The following is a 23,336-nucleotide window of genomic DNA, read 5'->3' on the forward strand; positions in this document are numbered from 1 at the left end:
CTGTTCGGTCGTCTCGGACACCTGGCCGTCGCTCACAGGGTCTCGAACCGGTCGGTGTCCGCGCGGTGTTCGCGCACCGCACCGGTGTGGACCTCGTAGTACCAGCCGCGCAGCCGCAGCCGGCCGTCCGCGAGGCGCTTCTCCACGCAGGGGTAGGAGCGCAGACGCAGGAGCTGGCTGAGGACGTGGTTCTGCACTCCGTCGGCGACGGTCGGGTCCTCGACGGCCCCCTCGGGGCGCGGGCTGGCGTGGGCCAGCCAGTCGCGCACGGCCGGTACGGCGTCCAGGTCGTCGCCGCGCACCAGGGCGCCGACGGCGCCGCAGTGCGAGTGTCCGCAGACCACGATGTCGGTGACGCCGAGGACCTCCACGGCGTACTCGATGGTGGCCGTCTCACCGGTGGGGCGGTCGGGGGCGTACGGGGGGACGATGTTGCCGGCGGTGCGCAGCTCGAAGAGCTCGCCGGGGCGGGCGCCCGTGATCAGGGCCGGGACGACCCGCGAGTCGGAGCAGGTGATGAACAGGACCTCGGGGGACTGGCCTTCGGCCAGCCTGGCGAACTCCTCAGGGCGCTGTCCGAAGGTACGGGCGTTGTCGATGAGGGGCTGCATGATGTGGTGACTCCTCCTGGCGCGCCTCGGCGGCGCGTCGGGCTTGCACGGCAAGGTGTGGGGGGACGGGCCGACGTGGCTCAGCAGCGGAAGACCTGGAGGGCGGCCGGGGTGTGGGCCGCGCGGGATCTCGCCGCCCGGTGGTGCCGGGGCGAGGGCTGTTCGGGCCGGCTCGCGGCTACCGGGTCCTCCTCCCGCGACGGACGCGCGGGGGGCCCTGGGACGGTGTGCGGTGCCGCGCGATGCCGGTCGCGGGTGCGGAGCGGACCGGTCGGGTCCTGGGCGGGTGCGCAGCTGCGGTGGGTGGCCGCCTTGTCGCGCACCGGCTTCGCGGTGGGGGTGTTTCCGGGCTCGGCTTTGGCCTTGGTGTGACCAGGTGTGTGCGCGGCTGCGAAGGAAGCCGCGGGAGCGAAGAACGTGAGGGTGAGCAGGACGGCGGCTAGGGCCGAAAGGACGGTCCGGGTCGTCGTACCACGCAATAGAGGCCTCCTCCCTGGCAGTTCTCGGTGTCTCCCACGCGTCGGCAGTTGCCTGACTTGGTCAACCATTGGTCAACCGCTGGTCAAGAAACACGTTAACCCTGCGAAGTTGTTTGCAGGGTTAACTTAACGTTGCGAGCTGAAGAGAGCCTGAAAAGCGAGGGCGGGTTGGCCGAAATCGACCCTTGACCTGGGGGAGTTCGTCAGGGGCGGTTCGTGATCGGCGCCGGTGGGGTCAGTGCTCCACGAGTCGCCCGGCGTCCCGCGCGAGGGCGGTGAGGCGGGATATGGCGCGGAAGTACTTCTTGCGGTAGCCGCCGTTCAGCATCTCCTCGCTGAACAGCCGGTCGAAGGGCATCCCCGAGGCGAGCACGGGCACCTCGCGGTCGTACAGCCGGTCGGCGAGCACCACGAGGCGCAGGGCCGTGGACTGGTCCGGGATCGGCTGGACGTCGGTCAGGCACACCGCTTTCAGGCCGTCCGTGAGGGCGCCGTACCGGCTGGGGTGGACGCGCGCGAGGTGGCCCAGCAGATGCGGGAAGTCGTCGAGCGAGGCGCCCTCGGTGGCGTACGCCGCCTTGGTGACCTCCTCGTCGGAGTACGGCGCCGGGGCCTCGGGCAGGCCGCGGTGGCGGTAGTCCTCGCCGTCGATGCGCAGGGAGCGGAAGTGGGCCGACAGTCCCTGGATCTCGCGCAGGAAGTCGACCGACGCGAACCGGCCCTCACCGAGCTTGCCCGGCAGTGTGTTCGAGGTGGCGGCCAGGGCCACGCCCGCGTCGACCAGCTTGCCGAGCAGGGTCGACACGAGGACGGTGTCGCCCGGGTCGTCCAGCTCGAACTCGTCGATGCACAGCAGGCGGTGCCCGGAGAGCGTCTGGACCGTCTTCTGGAAACCGAGGGCGCCGACCAGGTTCGTCAGCTCCACGAAGGTGCCGAAGGCCTTGAGGGAGGGCTCGGCCGGGGTGGCGTGCCAGAGGGAGGCGAGGAGGTGGGTCTTGCCGACGCCGTAGCCGCCGTCCAGGTAGACGCCGCGGGGGCCCGCCGGGACCTTGGGGGCCTTCGCCCTGCCGAGGCCGAGGAAGCCGCGCCTGCCCGCGCCGGTCGCGTGGGCCCCGCCGAGGCCCGCCGCGAAGCCGCTCAGGACGCGGACGGCCTCGGTCTGGCTGGGCTGGTTCGGGTTCGGGAGGTAGGTGTCGAAGCGCACCGAGTCGAAGCGCGGTGGCGGCACCATCTCGGCGACGAGCCGGTCCGCGGGGACGTGGGGCTCGCGAGTGCACAGGGACGAGGGGGCCGCTTCGGGTATCGGGCCGATTCCGGACACGGTGGCTGAGGACGACGACACGGTTACCGAGTCTAAGGGTCGTGCCACACTGCACGACATGCGACGCCTGTTCCCTGTGACCGAAGAGACAGCGGCCCCGACGCGCGAAGTGGCCCGTGGTGCGCATGCGCCTGAGGTGCGGGCACCGGACATCGTCGACCGGGAGTGGAGTCTCGGTGAGCTGGCCGCCGCGTACGCCTATCCCGAGTCGGCGTCCGGGGGGAGCGAGCCGTGGATGCGGGTCAACATGGTGTCCACGCTCGACGGCGCCGCCCAGCACGGCGGACGCTCGCAGCCGATCTCCGGCGACGCCGACATGCGGATCTTCGGCACGCTGCGGGGGCTCGCGGACGTGGTGGTCGTCGGCGCGGAGACGGTACGCCAGGAGGGGTACCGTCCGGCGCGCGCGCGCGAGGCGTTCGCCGAGGCGCGCAGGGCGGCCGGACAGACGCCCGCGCCGGCCGTCGCCGTGGTGAGCGCGAGCCTGGACCTGGACTTCTCGCTGCCGCTGTTCAGCTCGCCCTCGGTCCCCACCCTCCTGCTGACCGGTGCCGCCGCCGCTCCCGACCGGGTCGCCGCCGCCGAGAAGGCGGGCGTCCGGGTCGTGGTCGCCGGGGACGGCACGGGCGTCGATCCCGCGCGGGCCGTACGGGCCCTCGCCGATCTGGGGCTGACCCGGCTGCTCGGCGAGGGCGGGCCCCGGCTGCTGGGCCAGCTGATCGCCTCCGACGTACTCGACGAACTGTGTCTGACCGTGTCGCCGACGCTCACGGCCGGGGACGCCCAGCGGATCGCCGGCGGCCCCTCCGTGACGGTGCCCAGGCGCTTCGCGCTGGCCTCGCTGCTGGAGGAGGCCGGGTTCCTGTTCGGTCGTTACCGTCGCACGTGAAAGCGGTCGGAACCTACCGTTCCGTTCAGCTTTCGCCGGGCACACTAGAACCCTGAGGAGTGAGGGCCCGCGGGGCCCTCCGATGAGAAGGGCGCCTGTGGTGTCGTTCACGAGCGTATTGATGATCGAAAAGGCTCTGACGTCTGCGGACGTGGAGTTCGTCACGACCCTGCACGGCGACGAGCGGGCCTTCTTCCATGTGCTGCTCCAGCCGCGGGGCAATCAGGCCGACCGGTTGCTGCGGGCCGTCGACGACCTCGCCCTCGGTGAGCTGGACGAGGCGGCGAAGGAAGGGGAGACACCGGAGGGGGAGCAGGCGCTGGACGCCGGGGAGCGGGCACTGGAGGTGTCGTTGCAGGCACTGCGAGGGGCCGGGAGTCCGGCGGAGGGGCGGCTGATCGAGGATCACCCGCTGGACGCGCTGAAGTCGCTGGTGGAGGAGGTGGAGGCCGATGAGGTGCTGGTGCTCACCGATCCCCACTACGTGGAGGAGTTCTTCCACCGGGACTGGGCTTCTCGGGCACGCCACAAGGTCGGGGTGCCGGTGTTGAAGCTGTTCTCGCACAGTCGGGCTTGAGGGCACTCGGCGCCGTAGGGGGCTGTGCCGGATGCGGGTCCGTCGTGGCTGTTCGCGCGGTTTCCCCGCGCCCCTGGACGGCAGCCCGCGCCGCCTGCCGGGGGCGCGGGCTGCCGGCGGCGGTTGCGGGGGGCCCCTACGGCAGGCAATAGGCTGAGGGGGTTCATCGGCTTCGTACGTCACCTGGAGAACAGACATGGCACCCGGACTGCCTTCCGCCATGGATCGGCCGCACTTCATCGGGATCGGTGGGGCCGGGATGTCCGGGATCGCCAAGATCCTCGCGCAGCGCGGGGCGAAGGTCGCCGGAAGTGACGCCAAGGAGTCGGAGACGGCCGAGGCCCTGCGCGCACTCGGGGCGACCGTGCACATCGGGCATGCCGCCGGGCATCTCGCCGACGACGCGACCGCCGTGGTCGTCTCGTCGGCGATCCGGGCCGACAACCCCGAACTGGCCCGCGCCGCCGAGCTGGGCATCCCCGTGGTCCACCGGTCGGACGCGCTCGCCCGGCTGATGGACGGGCTGCGGCCGATCGCCGTGGCCGGGACGCACGGCAAGACCACGACGACGTCCATGCTGGCGGTGTCGCTGGCGGAGCTGGGCCTGAAGCCGTCGTACGCCATCGGCGGCGACCTCGACGTACCCGGGTCCAACGCGGTGCACGGGGACGGGGAGATCTTCGTCGCCGAGGCGGACGAGAGCGACCGGAGCTTCCACAAGTACGCGCCCGAGGTGGCGATCGTCCTCAATGTCGAGCTGGACCACCACGCCAACTACGCCTCCATGGACGAGATCTACGAGTCCTTCGAGACGTTCGCCGGCAGGATCGTGCCCGGCGGCACCCTGGTGATCTCGGCCGACCAGGAGGGCGCGCGGGAGCTGACCTCCCGGCTGTCCGGCGTGCGCGTGGTGACGTACGGCGAGAGCGAGGACGCCGACGTGCGCGTTCTCTCGGTCCTCCCGCAGGGGCTCAGGAGCGAGGTCACCGTCCTGCTGGACGGGCGGGAGATCACCTTCACCGTGTCCGTGCCGGGACGGCACTACGCGCACAACGCCGTGGCCGCGCTGGCGGCCGGCGTCGCCCTCGGGGTGCCGGCGGCCGAGCTGGCGCCCGCGCTGGCGGCGTACACCGGCGTGAAGCGGCGGCTGCAGCTGAAGGGGGAGGCGCGGGGCGTGCAGGTCATCGACTCCTACGCCCACCACCCGACCGAGATGACCGCCGACCTGGAGGCGATGCGGGCCGCCGCCGGCGACGCCCGGATCCTCGTGGTCTTCCAGCCCCACCTGTTCTCCCGCACCCAGGAGCTGGGCGCCGAGATGGGGCAGTCCCTGGCACTGGCGGACGCCTCGGTCGTCCTCGACATCTACCCGGCCCGCGAGGACCCGGTCCCGGGAGTGACCAGCGAGCTGATCATCGGGGCGGCGCGGAGCGCGGGCGCGGACGTGACGGCCCTGCACGACAAGGCGGAGGTCCCCGGCACGATCGCGGGAATGGCGAAGCCGGGTGATCTCGTTCTCACCATGGGCGCGGGTGACGTGACGGACCTGGGCCCGAAGATCCTGGACCGTCTCGCAGAATGAGGGGCTGAGGCACATGTCGTACGACGTCGAGAAGCCGGACGAGCAGTGGCGCGCGGAGCTGACACCGGCCGAGTACGCCGTGCTGCGGCAGGCCGGCACGGAGCCCGCGTTCGTCGGTGAGTACACCGACACCAAGACCAAGGGCGTCTACTCCTGTCGCGCCTGCGGTGCCGAACTCTTCACCTCCGACACGAAGTTCGAGTCGCACTGCGGCTGGCCGTCCTTCTACGACCCGAAGGACACCGACGCCGTGGAGCTGCTGTCCGACCGGTCGCACGGCATGGTCCGCACCGAGGTGCGGTGCGCCCGGTGCGGCTCGCACCTCGGGCACGTCTTCGAGGGCGAGGGGTACGCCACCCCGACCGACCAGCGGTACTGCATCAACAGCATCTCCCTGACGCTGGCCGCCGACGAGAGCTGACCTCGGCCGTCGACCCCCTTCACCCGCGGTCGCCCGGGGCCCGCGCGCCCGGGCCCCGCGCCCGTCGCCAGGTTTGACCACGTGACTATTGTGTGAAGGGTGTTGACGGGGGCGGATCGAGCGGAAGACGACGCGGTCGAGCGGCCGGACGGGCACCGGCGAGAAGGCTTCCGGACATGGGCCGTGGGCCCGACGTGAACGGACTGGTCTACTACGTGGCGGCCGCCGTCGTGTGGACCGGCTTCGCGGTCCAGCTGCCCGGCCTGTGGCACGGCTGGCGCGACCCGCTCAAGCGCGCGCTGTGCACCGTGATCCTCCTCGCCGGCTGCTGCTTCGTCCTCGGCGCCCCGCCCACCGTCGGCTTCGTCAACGACACCCTCGGCGTGCCCAACGCCGCCGCGTGCCTCACCTACGGGGCGGTCAACGCCTTCTCCGCCGCCTCCCTCGTCCTGATCGTCCACTGGCGCGGGGCCGACGACCCCGCCCGGCTGCGGCGGGTCTCCCGCGGATGGCTGCTCGCCTACACCGTGATCATCGCGGCGCAGACCGCGCTCTTCGCCGCCGGGGACGCGCCGGTGGAGCGACGCGCGGACTTCGACACCTACTACGCCGGCACACCGTTCGTCCGCGAGATGATCGTCCTCTATCTCCTGGCCCACCTGGCGGCGGCCCTCACCACCACGATCCATTGCTGGCGCTGGACCCTCCAGATCGGCGGCTGGACACGGCGGACCCTGGCGGTGCTCGCCGTCGGGTGGCTGTGCAGCAGCGCGTACGGCGTCGTCAAGATGACCGCCGTCGCCGCCCGCTGGGGCGGCCACCACTGGGACCCGCTGAGCACCCGGCTGGCCCCGATGCTGGCCACCGTCGGCGCCGTCCTCACCTCGGCCGGCTATGTCCTGCCGCTGCTCGGCCCGCGTATCGACAGCCTCCTCGCCTTCCTGCGGCTCGGGCCCCTCTTCCGGCTCGTCGGCGCCAGGAACACCGGCCGCATCAGGCGCGACGTGCTGCTGTCCTGGCGCTCCCTCGGCGATGTCGAGCTGCGCCTGACCAGCCGTACGACGGCGATCCGGGACGGACTGCGGGACGTGTCCGTCCACTTCGACGAGGCCGTCCGGGAGAGGGCCTACCGCCAGGCCCTCTCCCTGGGCTCCAGCACCGGCGAGGCCGAGGCCATCGGGGACGCGGCGATGGTGGCCGTCGCGGCGCTGTCCGGCACGGGCGGCTCCACCGGGCGGCGGCGTCCGGACGCCCTGGATCCGGCCGTGCTGGACAGCGTCGCCTTCGACGCCCTCGTGGGACTCGCCGCCGGCCACGCGAAACCCCCGGCCGGCGAACAGGGCCTGGACACCGGCCAGCCCTCCCTGATCCGGATGTCACGAGCGGTACGGGCGGGGGTCGTGGAGGAAGCGGTCCGGAGCGCGGCGGCAGGGTGAGTGTCACGTCCTCCTGCCGGGGCGCCCCGCCGTGTCCCGCCACTCGCTCGGTGACATGCCGTACGCCGCCCGGAACACCCGGCTGAAGTGGGTGGCGCTCAAGAAGCCCCAGCGGCCGGCGACCGAGGCGATGGTGCGGCGGTTGCGGAGGCCGAGCACGAGGTCGCGACGGCACTCCTCCAGCCGGCGGCGCTGGATCCAGCGGCCCACGGTCGTGCCCTCGTCCCGGAACAGCTTGTGCAGGTAGCGCACCGAGATGTGATGGGCCCCCGCGATCACCTCGGGCGACAGGTCCGCGTCGGCCAGGTGCTCGTCGATGAACCGCAGGACACGTGCCACCATCGGCGACCGGGTGGCCGGTGCGTCCGTCACGACCCGCCCCGACCGCTCCGTGGCGAGGGTGGCCAGCAGGTTCACGGCGTTCCGGGCGAGCATCTCGCCGACCGGGGGCTCGGCGGAGACCACCGTGTCGGCCAGCTCGGACAGGAACGGCGACAGCAGCGTCCCCAGCCGGGAGGACCGGGCGACCGGGGTCGCCACCACGCGCCGCAGATCGTCGTCCTCCAGCCCCAGTTCCTCGTGCGGGACGAGGAAGACCTTCAGCCGGCAGCGCTCGGGTAAATCGGGCACCGGCGGGTGGTTCGCGTCGTAGAAGCAGATGTCGCCCGGTCGCAGGGAGACGTCCGGCATCCGCTCGGCGAGCGGAACACCGCTCCCGCGCACCCCCACGAGCAGATACGCGCCGCCGGTCCGCCCCGTCAGCCGGTACGCGTCCGGCGCGGACCGTCCGTCCCCGGGCAACGCCACGGCCGCGCCGTCGAGGACGCGGATGCGAAGACCCGCCTCCTCCACGACGCCGGTGCCGGACCTCGTCATCTCTTTTCTCCTCCATGGCGGTTCGAGCACACCGTCGACCAGTGCACTCGGAGCGTAGGAAGGAGGATGTGAAAAAAGAGTGACCGTGAAGTGACGGTGGCCGCTACGGGGTGCCCGAAGGGGAGCCGTGGCCGAGCAGGCGGCGGCGGGCGGCGCGGCGCTCCTCCGGCGCGTCGTACGTCGCGGCCAGCTCGGCGGCGAAGGCACGCAGCAGGTCGTGCTGCGCGTAGCGGCCGGGCGCGCGCTCGGCGACGAGGTGGGCGTCGGCGAGGCCGTCGAGCAGCAGCCGGGCGCGGCGGACCGGGAGCCCGGCCAGCGCCGCGGCCGACTCCGGGGTCAGGTCGCGCCCGGGGTGCAGGGACGACAGCCGGAACAGCCGGGCGCTCTGAGGGGCCAGCCGACGGTAGGAGCGGGCGAAGGCGGTCCGGAGGTCGGGCGGATCGCCGGGGTGGGTGTCGGGTTTGGGGTCGGGGGCGGCGGGGCCCGGGTGGGTGCGGGGAGTCGCCGTCGTGCCGGTGAAGGCGTCGAGGGGGTTCCCCGCGTGGCGCAGTTCGCTCGCCAGGGCCGAGAGCGGGAGGTCCGGACGGGCGGCGGCGCGGGTGGCGACGAGCGTCAGGGCCAGGGGCAGCCGGCCGCACCGGACGACGATCTCGTCGGCCGCCCCGGGCTCGGCGGCCGAGCGGGCGTGACCCGTGCGCGCGGCCAGCATCGCTCGCGCGTCCGGCGCCGACGGCAGGTCCAGGCGGAGCGGATGGGTGCCCGAAGCGATCAGACCGGACAGGGCGTTGCGACTGGTGACCAGGGTCAGACACCCGGGCGAGGCCGGCAGCAGCGGCCGTACCTGTTCGGTGTCCGCCGCGTCGTCCAGCACCACCAGCAGCCGCCGGCCGGCCAGCAGACTCCGGTACAGCCCGGCGAGGGAGTCCGTGCGGACCGGCATCCGCGCGGCGGGCACCCCGAGCGCGGCGAGCATCACGCGCAGCGCCGCCGCCGGGTCCAGCGGTGCCCGGGCGGGGTCGAACCCCCGCAGCCCGACATGGAGTCGGCCGTCGGGGAAGCGTCCGGCGACCTGGTGGGCCCAGTGCAGGGCGAGGGCGGACTTCCCGACACCGGGCATCCCGCTGATCAGCACGGTCGCCGGCGCGCCCGGTGCGTCCGGTGCGTCCGGTGCGCCCGGAGCGGGGGCGTCCGCGCTCGGGGCCGTCCCCGCCCGGCGGGTGGCCGCGTCCGTGATCTCCGCCAGACGGCCGAGTTCGGACCGTCTGCCGACGAACGCCCCCGACCCGAGCGACGGTCGGGCGCCGGCGTACGGGCGGGCCGTGTCTCCCGTCGACGGCAGGGCGGACGGCACGAGTGCCGGTGCGGGGCGCGGTCCGGGCACGGGGTCCGCCCGATCCCCGTCCGGACCGACAGCCGGATCAGTCGGCGGACCGGCTTGTGGCGTGCTCGCGGAAGGGCCGGGCAGTGTGGCCGACCCGGTGGTCGCCGGGCCCGGATCCGCAGCCGCCCGGGGGCCGGCCGCTCCCCATTCCTGGCGGAGCACCCTGGTGTGCGCCGCGGCCAGTTCCGCGCCGGGTGCCACCCCCAACTCCTCGGCCAGCAGCCGTCGTACGCGCTCGTACGCGGTCAGCGCCTCGGCCTGGTGGCCGGACGCGGCCAGGGCCAGGACGAGCGCGGCGTGCAACGACTCGTCGAGCGGGTCGCGTTCGAGGGCCTGTCGCAGCGGGGGCAGCACCTGCTCACTGCTTCCGCACAGGAGCGCCGCGTCGGCGGCCATCCGCGCCGTGCCGGCCAACTCGCGTTCCACCGCGGCGAAGACGGCGTGCTTTCGTACGGCGGTGGGCATCCCCATGCCCACCGGGCCCCGCCACTCGCCCAGCGCGTTCACGAAGTGCCGCGACGCCACCTCGGACCGCCCGGTGGCCGCCGCCCGCTTGCCCCGCTTGGTGGACGCGCGGAACCGCAGCAGATCGACCTCCTCCTCGGCCGCCGCCAGCAGATAGCCCCCGGCGCGGCGCAGCAACCGGTGTCCGGGTACCCGGGGTGGCAGCCCGGGTTCGAGCAGCCGCCGCAGTGAACCGGCGTAACGGCGCACCACGTTCCTCGCGCTGGCCGGTGCCCGCTCCGGCCAGAGCACGTCGACGATCTCGCCCGCCGGCACCGGCCGGCCCGCCCGCACCACCAGCAGAGCGAGCAGGGCCCGCTGTTGCGGGAAGCCGAGGTCGAGGTCCTCCTCGCCCCGGCGGACCCGCAGGGGCCCCAGCACCTCGAACCGCAGCGACACCCCCGCCGAGCCGGACCGGTCGGTGGCCGCGGCGCCTCGCCCGGCCCGGCCCGGCGACCCCGTGACACCCGACCCCGCGACAACCGGGCCGCCGGTCATCCGCACCGCTCGCTCGCGGCGATCCGTTCCCGCACCCCGTCGGCGTCGGGGTGGCCGAGGGTGATGAGGAGGGTGAGGGCCTGCTGCAGGACCTCGTGGGCGGCGCGGTGGTCGCCCATCGCGGCGTGCGTGTCACCGATGTGGACGAGGGTGCAGGCTTCCAGGTACGGCACGCCCAGCTCCCGGTAGAGGGCGAGGGCGTGGCCGTAGCCCACGAGGGCGTTCGGGTGGCGGCCCAGGTGGTGGTGGGCGTACGCGAGGGTGTGCCACGTGGCGGCCTGGCCGTAGCGATCGCCGAGCCGCTGGAGCAGGGTCAGGGCCTCCTGGCAGCGGCGCAGGGCCTCGGGGTGCTCGCCGAGCAGCGCGTGGTACCAGCCGACGGAGTTGAGGACGCTGGCGTACGCGGCGCTGCGGCCGCTGCCGCGGAACAGCTCCATGGCCAGCCGGTTGTGGTGCAGGGCGCCGGACAGATCGCCCTCCTGGTCGAGGGTCCAGCCGATACTGCGGTGGGTGTCGGCCCGCCCGACGTCGTCACCCAGGTCGGTGAACAGCCCCAGCGCGCGATCGAGGCGGGGGCGGGCGGAGCCGTACAGCCCGAGCCGGCCCTCGGCCCGGGCCAGCGCGCGCAGCCCCCGGGCCTCGAACGCGGGCTCGGCCAGCCGCAGGGCCGCGTCGAGGGCGATCCGCTGGACCGTCGCCCAGTCGTGCCAGTGGCCCCGGCGGTCGAGGAACGGCTCCAGCGACCAGGCCAGCAGACACGCCGACCGGTCGCGGCCCGACCGGGCCGCCGCCCCGACGACGGCGAGCAGCACCGGATACTCCTCGGCCAGCCAGGCGAGCGACTGCTCGTGGCCGACGAGCGGCTCGGCGCGGACACCGGCCGGCAGCGGGCCCGGGGGCATCGGGTCGGCGTACGGGGCGAGGAGCGGTTCGGTGAGGTGCGCGCTGTGCACGTAGTACGCGTACAGCCGCTCGGTGGCCGCCTCGCGCCCGGCGTCCGGGACCTGGTCCTCCAGGAGTTCGGCCGCGTGGGCGCGCAGCAGATCGTGCAGGGCGTACCGGCCGGGGGCGGGCTCGCCCGCGAGGTGGACGTCGGCCAGCTCGGCGAGGAGCGACCGCGTCCGGCGCACGGGCAGATCGGCCAGCGCGGCCGTCGCGGACACGGAGAAGTCCGGCCCGGGGTGCAGGGCGAGCAGGGGGAAGAGGCGGGCCGCCGCGGCCGACACCGCGCCCAGCGACCAGGAGAACACCGCGCCGACGTTCGCGGAGGCGTCCGTCCGGCTGAACGCGTCCAGGCTGCCGTGCGCCGCGCGCAGCTCCGCCGCGATCGCCGACAGCGGGAAGTCCGGGTGGGCGGCGGCCCGCGCGGCGACACAGGCCAGCGCCAGCGGAAGCCCGCCGCACAGCGCCGCGATCTCCGCCACCGCCCGCTCCTCGCCCGTGAGCCGCGCGGCGCCCAGTCGGCGTTCGAGGAACACCCGCGCCTGTGCGGTGTCCAGCGGCCGCAGTGCCAGCGTGTGCGCGCCGTGCGCGGACACCAGGCCCGACAGCTGGTTGCGGCTGGTGACGATGGTGAGGCAGCCCGGGGTGCCCGGCAGCAGCGGCCGCACCTGTTCGGTGTCGCGCGCGTTGTCCAGCAGCACCAGGAACCGGCGCCCCGCCAACAGGCTGCGGTACAGCGCCGCCTGGGCGTCCACCCCGTGCGGCACCCGCTCCGGCGGTACGCCCAGCGCGTCGAGGAAGACCCGCACCGCTTCCCCCGCCCGCATCACGGCCCCCGACGGCGCGAACCCCCGGAGGTTGACGTAGAGCCGGCCGTCCGGGTACCGGTCCGCGACGCGGTGGGCCCAGTGCACGGCGAGGGTGGTCTTGCCGATGCCGGCCATCCCGCCGATGGCGCTGATCACGACGGTCCCGGTGGGCGGCACGGCGTCGCCGGGACCACGGTCGCCGCCGGGATCGTCGAGGAGGGCCAGTACCCGCTCCAGCTCGGCGCGGCGGCCGGTGAAGGTCGGCAGGTCGTGGGGGAGCTGGGCGGGGACGGCGATGGCCGGAGCGGGCGGTGCCGACGAGGCCACGGTGCTCACGTGGGCGGTCTCGGCCCGGGAGGGAGCGGGCGGGGCCGCACCGGCGCCGCGTACGACCGCCGCGTGGGCGTCGCGGAGTTCCGCTCCGGGGTCGATGCCCAGCTCGTCGGCGAGCCTCGCACGGGCGGCCCGATAGGTGCCCAGCGCCTCCGCCTCGTGCCCGGCGGCGGCCAGCGTGAGCACGAGCCGGGCCAGCAGCGGTTCGTCCAACGGGGCGTCCGCGGCGGCCTGTCTGAGCAGGGGGAGGACGGCGGCGGGGGTGCCGGCGCGCAGCGCCGCGTCGGCCGCGTCCCTCAGAGCCGCCGGCCGTTCACGGTCCACCGCCGGGAACCCGGCGCGCTCCCGCACCTCTTCGGGCAGCCCCGCCCCGACGGCCGGCCCCCGCCACAGGCCGAGGGCCTCGGTGAGAAGCTCCACGACCCGGCCCGGCGACGGGGGAGCGCCGGCGCCCGTCCGACGCGCTTCGTCCCGTAGCCGGCGAAACCGCAACAGATCCAGGGAGCCGGCGTCGACGACGAGCCGGTAGCCGCCCGCGTCCCGTATCAGCCACCGCCCGGCCGCCCGGTTGGGCAGCCCCGGCTCCAACAGCCGCCGCAGCGAGCCCACATGCCGCCTGATCACATTCACCGCGCTGTCCGGCGGCCGGCGCCCCCACAACACGTCGACGATCTCGCTCACCGCCACCGGCTGCCCCGCCCGCACCAACAGCAGCGCCAGCAGCGCCCGTTCCTGCGGGCGCCCCGACGCCGCCTCCGCCCCCGCCCGTTCCACCCGGACCGGCCCCAGGACCGCGAACCGCACCGGTTCCGGCGCCAATCGGCCCTCCTCGTATCTCATATCTCGTATCTCGCCCGCACCCCATGACGATACGTCCCGTGCCGACGTAGCCGGAGTCACGCGCCGGTCGTCACCGGCGGACGGGCCGGACCCGGCACGGTCCCTGGTGTGCCGACGCGGCGGCTCACCGGCCACGGTGATACAGCTGTTCATCGAGTGATCTCCGGAAAAAAGAGGGGTGCGGTCGGTGAACTCGGTACGGACGCGGGGCCGTTTGGTCTCACAGGGGGTGGCGGGATCCGCCGGGCGGCACGTGGTGATCGTCGGTGGCAGTCTCGCGGGGCTGCTCGCCGCGCGGGCCCTCGTCGGTCACGCGGAGCGGGTGACGATCGTGGAACGGGACCGTCTTTCGAAGGGCGACGGCGAGGGAGCGGCGTACCGGCCGGGTGTGCCGCAGGCCCGGCACCCGCACGTCCTGCTGGAGGGCGGCCAACTCGCTCTCGACGCGCTGCTGCCCGGATTTATGGCGGAGCTGACGGCCGCGGGTGCCCCGCGGGTCGGGATGCCGGCGGACATGGCCGCCTTCCAGAGCGGCCGCTGGTTCCGGCGGATGCCCGCGTCGACCCATATCCACACCGGGTCGCGCGCGCAGCTGGAGGGGCTGGTACGGCGCCGGGTCCTCGCCGAGCCGTCGGTCACCCTCGTCGAGGGGACGGAGACGGTCGGCCTGACCGGCGACGCCAGGCGCGTGCGGGGGGTCCTCGTGCGGGAGCGGGGTGACGGGGCCCGGGGCGAACAGCGGGAACTGGCCGCCGATCTGGTCGTCGACGCCTCCGGCCGCGGTACGAAGGGGCCGCGGTGGCTGGCGGCCCTCGGCGCGCAGGCCCCGTTCGAGGAGATCATCGACACCGGGCTCGCCTACGCCTCCCGCGTCTACCGCGACACCACCGGCACCCTCGGCGACGGCCCGTCCGCCGGAACGCTCGGCCTCCACGTCGTCCCCGACCCCGCGCAGCCGTACGGCGCCGTCGTCGTCCCCCTGGAGGACGGCACCCACCTGGCCACCTTCTCCGGACTGCGCGGCGACGAACCGCCCACGGACGAGGAGGAGTTCGAGTCCTACGCCGAGCGGCTGCCGCACCCCGTGGTGCGCCGCTGGATGCGCGGGGCGGAGCCGCTGACGCCCGTCTCCGGCTTCCGGCGCACCGCGAACGTACGGCGCCGCTACGATCTGCCCGGCCGCCGCCCCGCCGGTTTCCTGGCCACCGGCGACGCCCTGTGCACCTTCAACCCGATCTACGGGCAGGGCATGGCCGTCGCCGCGATGGGTGCCGTCGCCCTGCGCGACGCGCTGGCCGACCCGCGCCGTACGCCGACCACCCGCCGGGTGCAGCGGGCCCTCCTCGCGGCGTCGCGGCAGGCGTGGGACATCTCGGCCGGGGCGGACAGGAAGATGCCGGGGGCGATCGGCAACGCGGTCACCGACCGGCCCGCGGACCGTGTCGCCGGCTGGTATCTGCGGCGGGTGCAGGAGCGTGTCCCCGGTGACCCCCTGGTGGGCCGCGCCTTCCGTTCCGTCGTCTCCCTCAGGGAGCCGCTGGGTGCCCTGTTCGCCCCGGCGGTGGCCCGGGCGGTCCTCTTCGGGCCGGTCAAGGACACACCTGCCGGGCCGCCGATGGCGAGGGAGTGAGCCGAGGGCGCCGAAGGCGGACAGGGCGGTGCCTCCTGGGTCTTGACGTGGATGGAAAGCGCTTGCCACACTCGCGGCCCGCCACACGAAGTGCCTGCCGCCACAACGCCGTTCGGTCCCGTGCCGTGCGACGCCGCGCCACTCCAGGTCACCGGCCCCTCGGGGCCCTCGGCCGTGGACGGTCCGGGTCGAATCGGGTTCGACGGGGGTTTCTGGTGCGGTTCCGGCCGGGGCCCACCCGGGTCCCGGCCGCGCCGGACCGGTCCCCGCCGAGTTCGGTCGCGTTCCGGACGGGTCCCGGCCGGCCCGTCGAGGAGTGCGCGGCGGACGGCCGTCGTACGGCAGGCGCGCCGATCCCCCACAGGAGAAGCCGACATGGGACGCAGAGCCGCAGCCCGGACCACCGACACCAGGACGTCCCGCGCCGCCCGCGCGACGCCGCGCGGTGCCGATACGACGGCGATCGACCGGTCCGGCCGCCCCGCCGTCCGCCGTACGAGAGCCCTCGCCACCGCCGCCTTCGCCACCGCCCTGCTCACCGGGGCGGCCGTGCCGACCGCTCCCGCGAGCCCCGCCACGGAACTGGCGGCGGCCCCCGTCACCGCCGGGGCGGCCAAGAGCGCGGCTGCGTGCGGTGAGGGCTCGTACCAGGCGGAGGCCGTGCTCGGCGGCGGCACCTGGACCGCCAGGCGTGGCGGCAGTGTCACGTACACCGGCACCGACATGCGCGCGGCGATGCAGGCCGCCGTCAACAGCCTCACCGCCGGCCGGACCTCGAAGGAGCGGGTCGTCGTGCGCGGCTCGGGGTCCATCGGCGCCGGCTCCCGGGTCTCGCTGCCCAGCTACACCGTGCTCGACGTGTGCGGCACGATCGACGTGACCGGCACCGGCTCGGGCGACCAGGCACCCGTCTACTCGCGCGGCACCCGTGACATCGAGGTCCAGCACCTCAACCTCACCGGGACCCCGCTGTACGGGATCTTCCTGCGCAACGTCCAGAACGTCGTCCTCGGGCAGCTCGACATGCGCCTCTCGCGCGGCCTCGGCGTCCGGATCGACAACCGGGGCGACACCAGCCAGTGGACGCGCAACGTCAGGATCGACAACGTGTACGTGTCGGGCGCGAGCAGTCACGCGGTGGAGACGTACGGCGTCGACGGGCTCACCGTCGGCACGGTGACCGCCCGCGACGTCGGCGAGTCCGGACTGCTCCTCAACCAGACGGTCAACGCCACGGTCACCAAGGTCGACGCGGACGGCGCGGGCACCGGCACCGGCTACGCGGCCTTCCGCATGGCCAACCGCAACGGCCGGGTGGGCAGCGCCTACCCGACCAACATCCGGGTCGGCGAGGTGGTCGCGCGCGGCGGCGGACGCGGCGTCTTCTGCGTCTCCGAGAGCGGCGGCGCGGTGATCGACCGGATCAGCCTCACCAACACCGGCAACAACGCGATCCTGATCGAGAACTGCTACAACGTGAACCTCGCCGCCCAGAGCGGCACGGTCTCCGGCGGGGGCGAGATCCGGCTCGCGGCGCGCTCGGAGTTCGCCAACAACCGTGACATCACCGTCCAGAACCTGACGGTCACCAACTCGTCCCTCAGGGAGAGCCCCTGCGGCGAGAACACCACCTTCCGCAACAACCGCCTGGTCGCCAGCGCACAGAGCATCTGCTGACCGGCTCTCCCGCAGGGCGCGCCCGGCACCCGCTCCCGGGCGCGCCCGCACCTTCGCCGCCGCTCGCCGATCGCCGTCGTGCGGTGACCGGTCAGGGTGACGCCGCCGCCTAGCACCGGACGGCCACCGTCCGGTCCGGGCCCCAGCGCTGCTCGACCGTGGCCAGGAACTGCCGGCCGAGCCGTTCGTGGAGCGCCGCCGCGGCGGTGTCGGACGCCACCACATCGAGCGCCGGGTGCAGGACGCACCGTCGCGCCTCGGCGCCGGAGGGGGCCGGCAGCGACGCGCCGAGCCCCCGGCCCCGGGGCCGACGGAGCGACGAACAGGCGGCCGACCACGGCCGTCCGGTCGACGCCCAGTCCCGTACGGTCGCTCCACAACCCGGGGCGCCGCGTCGCCCGCGCCGCTCCGGGCCAGGCCGACATGACCGGCGATCCGGCCGTCGAGTTCCGCCCCCCCCGGGCGGCGACGAGCGAGGGTGGGGTCAGCCGGGCGCCGGGCCGCTCGGGCCAGTCGACCGGACAGCCGTCGCGGTCGTGGACCTCCGCGAGCACCGCGGCACAGTCCCCGAGATCACGATCGGCGCGGTACCGGACACTCGGGGCCGCGCTTTCGGCGGACTCGTTCTCGCTCGTCACCGCGGCATCGAAGCGCGCGGCGAGGGCGGGCCGCCCTCCACCTTCCCGACGGGCCTCTCGGCGCTCCCACCACCACCCCCGGCGGCCCCCGCACCCCATCCGTCACTCCCGTACCGCCCCCGCCGCACCGCCCCGCGGGGGATCTTGACGGCGAGGATGTTACCGGTAACACTTCGAGAGTCCCAGTCACGGAGAGGCGGATTCCGGCGTGCCCGCATCATCGACCGCGCAAGAGGTGAGACCCGTCCCGCCGGCCCCGGACAGCAGGGTGTTCAGCCCGGCCGCCGTGGTCGCCTCGTGCGTCGGATTCGTCCTCATCGGCGCGCTCCAGGCGCTCTACGGGCCCGCCATCCCGGCCTTCCGCGAGGACTTCGCGCTGTCGCCCTCGGCCGCCGGTCTGGGGCTCAGCGCCCACTTCGTCGGCGGGGTCGCCGGAGTCCTGCTCTTCGACCGGCTGTACGGGCGGCTGGGCAACCGGCGGCTGCTCGGCGGCTCCTACCTGCTGATGGCGCTCGGCGCGGCGGGGTTCGCGCTCGCGCCGACCTGGCCCGTCGCCCTCGGCGCCGCCCTGCTCGCCGGACTCGGCTTCGGCGGCATCGACTACGGCCTCAACCAGCTCTTCGCCGTCGGCTTCGGCCACCGCTCCACCGCCATGCTGAACGTCCTCAACGCCCACTTCGGCGTCGGCGCGATCCTCGGCCCCGCCCTCGTCGCCGCCGTGGGCGCCGAGCACTACCCGGCGCTCTTCCTCGCCTTCGCCGCCGCCAACCTGCCGCTGCTGCTGTGCCTGCGCGGCGTACGCGACCAGGTGCCCCAGCCCGGCGCGACGGGCGCGACGGGCACCGTCGGCGCGGCGGCGGGCGGCTCGCCCCTCGCCCGCAGCCTCGGCTCGGTGCTCGCCGTCTTCGTGACCCTGTACGTCCTGCACGTCGGCATCGAGGCCGGCGTCGGCGGCTGGGAACCCACGCACCTGGAGACGGTCGGATACGGCGCCGGTGCCGCCGCGACCGCCACCTCCGTGTACTGGCTGATGATGACGGCCGGCCGCTTCCTGGTGGCCCCCCTGGCCCTGCGCCACGCACCGCAGACGATCATCACCGTGTCCTGCGCCGGCATGACGGTCTGCCTGCTGCTGGCCTCGGTGCCCCCGCTCGCCCCGTACGCCTACGCCGGAGTCGGCCTGTTCATCGCCCCGATCTTCCCCACCGGCCTGCCCTGGCTGAACGCGGCCGCGCCCCGGGCCCGCCGGGCCGGAGCGCTCGTCATCGCCGCCTCCATGACCGGCGGAGTGGCGGCCGGACCCGCGCTCGGCAAGGCCATCGAGTGGTCCGGCGTCCGCGCGGTCCCGCTGCTGCTCGGCGCCGTCTCCGCCCTGTGCCTGCTGGCCACGCTGTGGCTGATCCGCGCCACCCGCTCCGACCCGCCCTCCCCGTAGTACGCGGTGCGGGTGCTCCTCGCCCGCCCCGCCCCGCCCCGGACACCCGGGGCCGCCGTCCTCCTCGCCCGTACGCCGGAACGGCCCTGCCACCCCGTACACCCCGCCGAAGGGAAACAGCCTTGAGCACGCCCGCTCTGACCACGACGTCCGACGGTTTCCTCCTGCACGGTGAACCGTTCCGGATCATCTCCGGCGCGATGCACTACTTCCGCATCCACCCCGACCTGTGGGCCGACCGGCTGCGCAAGGCCCGGCTGATGGGCCTGAACACCGTGGAGACGTACGTCCCCTGGAACCTCCACCAGCCCGACCCCGACAGCCCGCTCGTCCTCGACGGACTGCTCGACCTGCCCCGCTATCTGCGCCTGGCCCGCGCCGAGGGCCTGCACGTCCTGCTGCGCCCCGGCCCGTACATCTGCGCCGAGTGGGACGGCGGGGGCCTGCCCTCCTGGCTGACCTCGGACCCCGACATCCGGCTGCGGTCCAGCGACCCCCGTTTCACCGCCGCCCTCGACGGCTACCTCGACATCCTGCTGCCCCCGCTGCTGCCGTACATGGCGGCGAACGACGGCCCGGTCATCGCCGTCCAGGTGGAGAACGAGTACGGGGCGTACGGCGACGACACCGCGTACCTCAAGCACGTCCACCAGGCGCTGCGCGCACGGGGCGTGGAGGAACTGCTGTTCACCTGCGACCAGGCGGGCTCCGGCCACCACCTGGCCGCCGGCAGCCTGCCCGGCGTCCTGTCCACCGCCACCTTCGGCGGGAAGATCGAGGAGTCACTGGCGGCGCTGCGGGCCCACATGCCCGAAGGGCCCCTGATGTGCTCGGAGTTCTGGATCGGCTGGTTCGACCACTGGGGCGAGGAGCACCACGTCCGGGACGCGGCCGGCGCCGCCGCCGACCTGGACAAGCTGCTGGCCGCCGGCGCCTCCGTCAACATCTACATGTTCCACGGCGGCACCAACTTCGGCTTCACCAACGGCGCCAACCACGACCAGTGCTACGCCCCGATCGTCACCTCCTACGACTACGACGCCGCCCTCACCGAGTCCGGCGACCCCGGTTCCAAGTACCACGCCTTCCGCGAGGTCATCGCCCGCCACGCCCCGGTCCCCGAGGAGCCGGCTCCGGCGCCCGCGCCGAAACTCACCGGCATCACCGTGGAGTTGGACCGCCGGGCACCGCTGCTGCCGTACGCCACCGGTCTCGGCGCCGCCGGGGAGCGCACCGAACACCCGGTCACCATGGAGGAGTTGGGTCAGCGCTCCGGCTACGTCCTCTACCGCACCACCCTTCCCGAGGCGGGCGACGGCCTGCTGCACTTCGACGGCGGGGTCGGCGACCGCGCCCAGGTCTTCGTGGACGGCGCCCCGGTCGGCGTGCTGGAGCGCGAACGCCACGACGAGACCCTGCCCCTGCGGGTCCCGCGGGCCGGCGCCACCCTCGACGTCCTGGTCGAGAACATGGGCGGCGTCAACTACGGCCCCCGCATCGGCGCCGCCAAGGGCCTGCTCGGCCCGGTCACCTTCAACGGCACCGCCCTGCTCGGCTGGGACGCCCACCGCCTCCCGCTGGCGGACCTGTCCACGGTCCCCTTCGCCCCGGCCGACGCGGCCCCGGTCACCGTCCCCGCCTTCCACCAGGGCACCTTCGAGGTCGACACCCCCGCCGACACCTTCCTGTCGCTGCCCGGCTGGACCAAGGGCCAGGCCTGGATCAACGGCTTCCATCTCGGCCGCTACTGGAACCGGGGCCCCCAGCGCACCCTCTACGTCCCGGGTCCCGTCCTGCGCCCCGGTGCCAACGACCTGGTCCTGCTGGAACTCAACGCCACGACCAACTCCCGCGCCGCGTTCACGGACACACCGGACCTGGGGCCGGTGAAGCCCTGATGACGCCGCCGCACCGGGTGCGCCTCCCGGCGCCCGGCGACCCCCCGCAGCGCGGCCGGCTCCCCTTCGCCGACGCCCCGGACGCGCCCGACCCCATCGAGGTCAACAGCCGTTGGCTGACCCGGGGCGGCCGTCCGTGGTTCCCCGTCTCCGGAGAGTTCCACTACAGCCGTTACCCGGCCGGGGAGTGGGAGGAGGAGCTGCTGAAGATGAAGGCGGGCGGGGTCACGGTCGTCGCCGCCTACGTCATCTGGATCCACCACGAGGAGATCGAGGGCCGCGTCCGCTTCGACGGCGACCGCGACCTGCGGCGCTTCGCGGAACTCTGCGCGCGCCACGGCCTGGACCTGATCCCCCGCATCGGCCCCTGGGTGCACGCCGAGGTCCGAGGCGGGGGCCTGCCGGACTGGGTCCTCGACCGCACCGACGCCCCCCGCACGGACGACCCGGCCTACCTCGCCCCCGTACGCACCTGGTTCGCGGCGATCGCCGGGCAGCTGCGGGGCCTGGACCGGGCCCACGGCGGTCCGGTCGTCGCGCTCCAGATCGAGAACGAGCTGTACGACCGGCCGGACCATCTGCTGACGCTGAAGCGGACGGCCCAGCAGGCCGGCCTGTCGGCCCCCCTGTGGACGTCGACGGCCTGGGGCGGGGTGCGGCTGCCCCCGGACGAACTCCTGCCCCTGTACGGCGGCTACCCCGACGCCTTCTGGACCGAGGCGGACGGCGGCTGGCCCGACACCTGCCGCAAGCACTTCTTCTTCACCCACCAGCGCGACGACGAGGGCATCGGCGCCGACCTCCGCCCGACGACGGCACGCGGCGGTGACCGGGCGGAGCCGACGGACCGATTCCCCTGGGCCACCTGCGAACTGGGCGGCGGCATGGCGGTGGCCTACCACCGCCGGCCGCGCGTCGACGCCGCCGACGTCGGCGCCCTCGCCCTCACCAAGATCGGCTGCGGCTCGGTCTGGCAGGGCTACTACATGTTCCACGGCGGCACCAACCCGCCGGGGGAGCGCACCACCCTCCAGGAGTCCCACGCCACCGGCTACCCCAACGACCTCCCCCTGCTCACCTACGACTTCCAGGCCCCCCTCGGCGAGTACGGCCAGTACCGCCCCTCCTACGACGAACTCCGCCTCCAGCACCTGCTGCTGGCCGACTTCGGTCATCTGATCGCCCCGATGGCCTCCGCCCTGCCCGAGCGGCGGCCGGCGAGCCAGGACGACCGGGCGACCCTGCGGTGGGCGGTCCGGGGGGACGGCCGGTCCGGCTTCCTCTTCGTCAACAACCACCAGCCGCACGAGCCGTTGCCGGACCGTCCGGGCACGACGTTCACGGTGGAGTTCCCGGACGGACCCGAGGGGCCGGAGGCCGGGGCGCTGACCCTGCCGAGCGAACCGGTCACGATCCCCCGAGGGGCCTACTTCTGCTGGCCGTTGCGGCTCGACCTCGCCGGGCTGCGGCTGGACTGGGCCACCGCCCAGCCCGTCTGCACGGTCGACGACGGCCGTGGCCGTACGGTCCTCGTCCTGGCCGCGACGGACGGAATCACCCCCGAACTCGCCCTGGACCTGCGTACGGTGACCACGGTCCGCGTGCCGTCGGGCGAGGTCACGACGGTGGGCGACCGCGTCCTGGTGACCGGGCTGCGCCCGGGCACCGACGCCCTGGTCGAGGTCGACACCACCGACGGCGGCCGGGTGGGCCTCCTGGTCCTGGACGCCGCCACGGCCCGCACCGCGTACCGGGGCCGTGCCTGGGGTGCCGAGCGGCTCGTCCTCGGTGAGGCCGGCGGCGGGGTGGTCTTCGACGCCCACGCGGACGAGGTGCGGGTCCACAGCACGGCCCCGCAACCGTCCTTCGCCGTACTGCCCGCCCCCGAGCGCGCTCCGGTGGCGACCGGGGCGGTGGTGAAGGAGACGGCCGACGGGGTCTTCGTCCGCTACACGCTGGTGGCGGACGACGAGGGCCGGCGCGGCTCCGGCGGCGCGGACGGCGCACTCCCGGTCACACTGATCCGGCCCCCGGGCGAGGCACCCCCCGTCACGACGGGCGCGCTGGGGCGGGCGAGCGTGCCGGCCGACGAGCACTTCGACACGGTGGCCGCCGAGTACGGCATCGCGACTCCGGACGACGCGCCGCCCGGCGCCCTCCTGCGCGTCCACTGGACCGGCGACGTCGCCCGCGCCCACGTGGGCGGCCGCCTGGTCGCCGACCAGTTCTACTCCGGCCGCGTCTGGGACATCGGCTTCGACCGGCTGCCCGCGGACGGGGCGCGGTCGGAGGGACTGCGACTGCGGGTGCTGCCGTTGCCCGCGGGGGCGCCGGTACACGTACCGGGCCGGGCGGGCGCCTCCGCCATCCCGGCGGAGATCACCCGAGCCGAGTACGTCACCCCCCGAACCTGGCCGCTTCGCCCCGGCTGACCTCGTGGGGTTCGTAGGCGGGTGGGGTGAGTGGGGCTTCTCGCGCAGTTCCCCGCGCCCCTGAAAGCCCAGGCCCTGCGGGCCTGAAAAGCAGCGGGCGCAGCCCCTGCTTTTCAGGGGCGCGGGG

At 74.3% G+C, this 23,336-nt stretch carries 16 protein-coding genes and 1 pseudogene; 10 read left to right on the forward strand and 7 right to left on the reverse strand.

The features are described from left to right. Window positions 1–32: 32 nt before the first annotated feature. The 3 genes from STRBO_RS0110895 to zapE form a co-directional block, all read right to left on the reverse strand. The gene (locus tag STRBO_RS0110895) at window positions 33–611 is read right to left on the reverse strand and encodes a carbonic anhydrase (RefSeq protein WP_005481912.1); all 579 of its coding nucleotides are present in this window, start codon (window positions 609–611) and stop codon (window positions 33–35) included. A gap of 80 nt (window positions 612–691) precedes the next feature. Continuing rightward, window positions 692–1,090, reverse strand: a complete 399-nt coding sequence (locus tag STRBO_RS0110900) for a hypothetical protein (RefSeq protein WP_020114185.1) — start codon at window positions 1,088–1,090, stop codon at window positions 692–694. Between the two features lie 235 nt (window positions 1,091–1,325). After that, a complete protein-coding gene (gene zapE / locus STRBO_RS0110905; protein WP_051085344.1) occupies window positions 1,326–2,471 on the reverse strand; it encodes a cell division protein ZapE in 1,146 nt (381 codons plus the stop codon). Here zapE and STRBO_RS0110910 point away from each other — a divergent pair. From STRBO_RS0110910 to STRBO_RS0110930, 5 genes are all read left to right on the forward strand, one after another. Continuing rightward, window positions 2,470–3,300 carry a pyrimidine reductase family protein gene (locus tag STRBO_RS0110910; protein WP_028796584.1) on the forward strand — a complete coding sequence of 277 codons (831 nt, stop codon included), beginning with the start codon at window positions 2,470–2,472 and terminating at the stop codon, window positions 3,298–3,300. The genes zapE and STRBO_RS0110910 overlap by 2 nt on opposite strands. 121 nt (window positions 3,301–3,421) lie before the next feature. Further along, window positions 3,422–3,877 carry an indole-3-glycerol-phosphate synthase gene (locus STRBO_RS0110915; protein ID WP_028796585.1) on the forward strand — a complete coding sequence of 152 codons (456 nt, stop codon included), beginning with the start codon at window positions 3,422–3,424 and terminating at the stop codon, window positions 3,875–3,877. Between the two features lie 196 nt (window positions 3,878–4,073). Beyond that, entirely contained in the window at window positions 4,074–5,459 is a 1,386-nt protein-coding gene (murC, locus tag STRBO_RS0110920) for a UDP-N-acetylmuramate--L-alanine ligase (RefSeq protein WP_167336822.1), read from the forward strand. Window positions 5,460–5,472: 13 nt separating this feature from the next. Next, window positions 5,473–5,880 (forward strand): peptide-methionine (R)-S-oxide reductase MsrB, encoded by a 408-nt coding sequence (gene msrB / locus STRBO_RS0110925; protein ID WP_005481917.1) that lies wholly within the window; start codon window positions 5,473–5,475, stop codon window positions 5,878–5,880. A gap of 176 nt (window positions 5,881–6,056) precedes the next feature. Then, window positions 6,057–7,316: an MAB_1171c family putative transporter gene (locus STRBO_RS0110930; protein ID WP_005481918.1), complete on the forward strand. Its 1,260-nt coding sequence runs from the start codon at window positions 6,057–6,059 to the stop codon at window positions 7,314–7,316. A 3-nt stretch (window positions 7,317–7,319) separates the two neighbouring features. Here STRBO_RS0110930 and STRBO_RS0110935 read toward each other — a convergent pair whose 3' ends face one another. The 3 genes from STRBO_RS0110935 to STRBO_RS0110945 form a co-directional block, all read right to left on the reverse strand. After that, window positions 7,320–8,192 (reverse strand): helix-turn-helix domain-containing protein, encoded by an 873-nt coding sequence (locus STRBO_RS0110935; RefSeq protein WP_020114187.1) that lies wholly within the window; start codon window positions 8,190–8,192, stop codon window positions 7,320–7,322. A gap of 103 nt (window positions 8,193–8,295) precedes the next feature. Beyond that, complete coding sequence (locus STRBO_RS0110940; RefSeq protein ID WP_020114188.1) at window positions 8,296–10,575, reverse strand: AfsR/SARP family transcriptional regulator; 2,280 nt, start codon at window positions 10,573–10,575, stop codon at window positions 8,296–8,298. After that, window positions 10,572–13,478: an AfsR/SARP family transcriptional regulator gene (locus STRBO_RS0110945; protein WP_005481921.1), complete on the reverse strand. Its 2,907-nt coding sequence runs from the start codon at window positions 13,476–13,478 to the stop codon at window positions 10,572–10,574. The genes STRBO_RS0110940 and STRBO_RS0110945 overlap by 4 nt, the downstream gene beginning before the upstream one ends. 250 nt (window positions 13,479–13,728) lie before the next feature. Here STRBO_RS0110945 and STRBO_RS0110950 point away from each other — a divergent pair, with 250 nt between their 5' ends. Together STRBO_RS0110950 and STRBO_RS0110955 are read left to right on the forward strand one after the other, a co-directional pair. Further along, window positions 13,729–15,129, forward strand: a complete 1,401-nt coding sequence (locus STRBO_RS0110950; protein WP_020114189.1) for an FAD-dependent monooxygenase family protein — start codon at window positions 13,729–13,731, stop codon at window positions 15,127–15,129. Window positions 15,130–15,504: 375 nt separating this feature from the next. Then, window positions 15,505–16,806, forward strand: coding sequence for a hypothetical protein (locus STRBO_RS0110955; RefSeq protein ID WP_005481923.1), 1,302 nt, complete (start codon window positions 15,505–15,507; stop codon window positions 16,804–16,806). A gap of 109 nt (window positions 16,807–16,915) precedes the next feature. On the opposite strand, the pseudogene STRBO_RS41515 reads toward STRBO_RS0110955, so the two are convergent. Further along, window positions 16,916–17,360: pseudogene (locus tag STRBO_RS41515) on the reverse strand (GNAT family N-acetyltransferase). Window positions 17,361–17,652: 292 nt separating this feature from the next. On the opposite strand from STRBO_RS41515, the gene STRBO_RS0110965 reads away from it, so the two are divergent. The 3 genes from STRBO_RS0110965 to STRBO_RS0110975 all read left to right on the forward strand — a co-directional run bounded on the left by STRBO_RS0110965 (window position 17,653) and on the right by STRBO_RS0110975 (window position 23,209). After that, window positions 17,653–18,879 (forward strand): MFS transporter, encoded by a 1,227-nt coding sequence (locus STRBO_RS0110965; protein WP_245170586.1) that lies wholly within the window; start codon window positions 17,653–17,655, stop codon window positions 18,877–18,879. Window positions 18,880–19,001: 122 nt separating this feature from the next. Beyond that, window positions 19,002–20,777 (forward strand): glycoside hydrolase family 35 protein, encoded by a 1,776-nt coding sequence (locus tag STRBO_RS0110970; RefSeq protein WP_005481926.1) that lies wholly within the window; start codon window positions 19,002–19,004, stop codon window positions 20,775–20,777. Beyond that, window positions 20,777–23,209, forward strand: coding sequence for a beta-galactosidase (locus STRBO_RS0110975; RefSeq protein ID WP_005481927.1), 2,433 nt, complete (start codon window positions 20,777–20,779; stop codon window positions 23,207–23,209). The genes STRBO_RS0110970 and STRBO_RS0110975 overlap by 1 nt, the downstream gene beginning before the upstream one ends. Window positions 23,210–23,336: the final 127 nt, after the last annotated feature.

The sequence above is a fragment of the Streptomyces bottropensis ATCC 25435 genome (assembly GCF_000383595.1).
Classification (GTDB): Bacteria; Actinomycetota; Actinomycetes; order Streptomycetales; family Streptomycetaceae; genus Streptomyces; species Streptomyces bottropensis.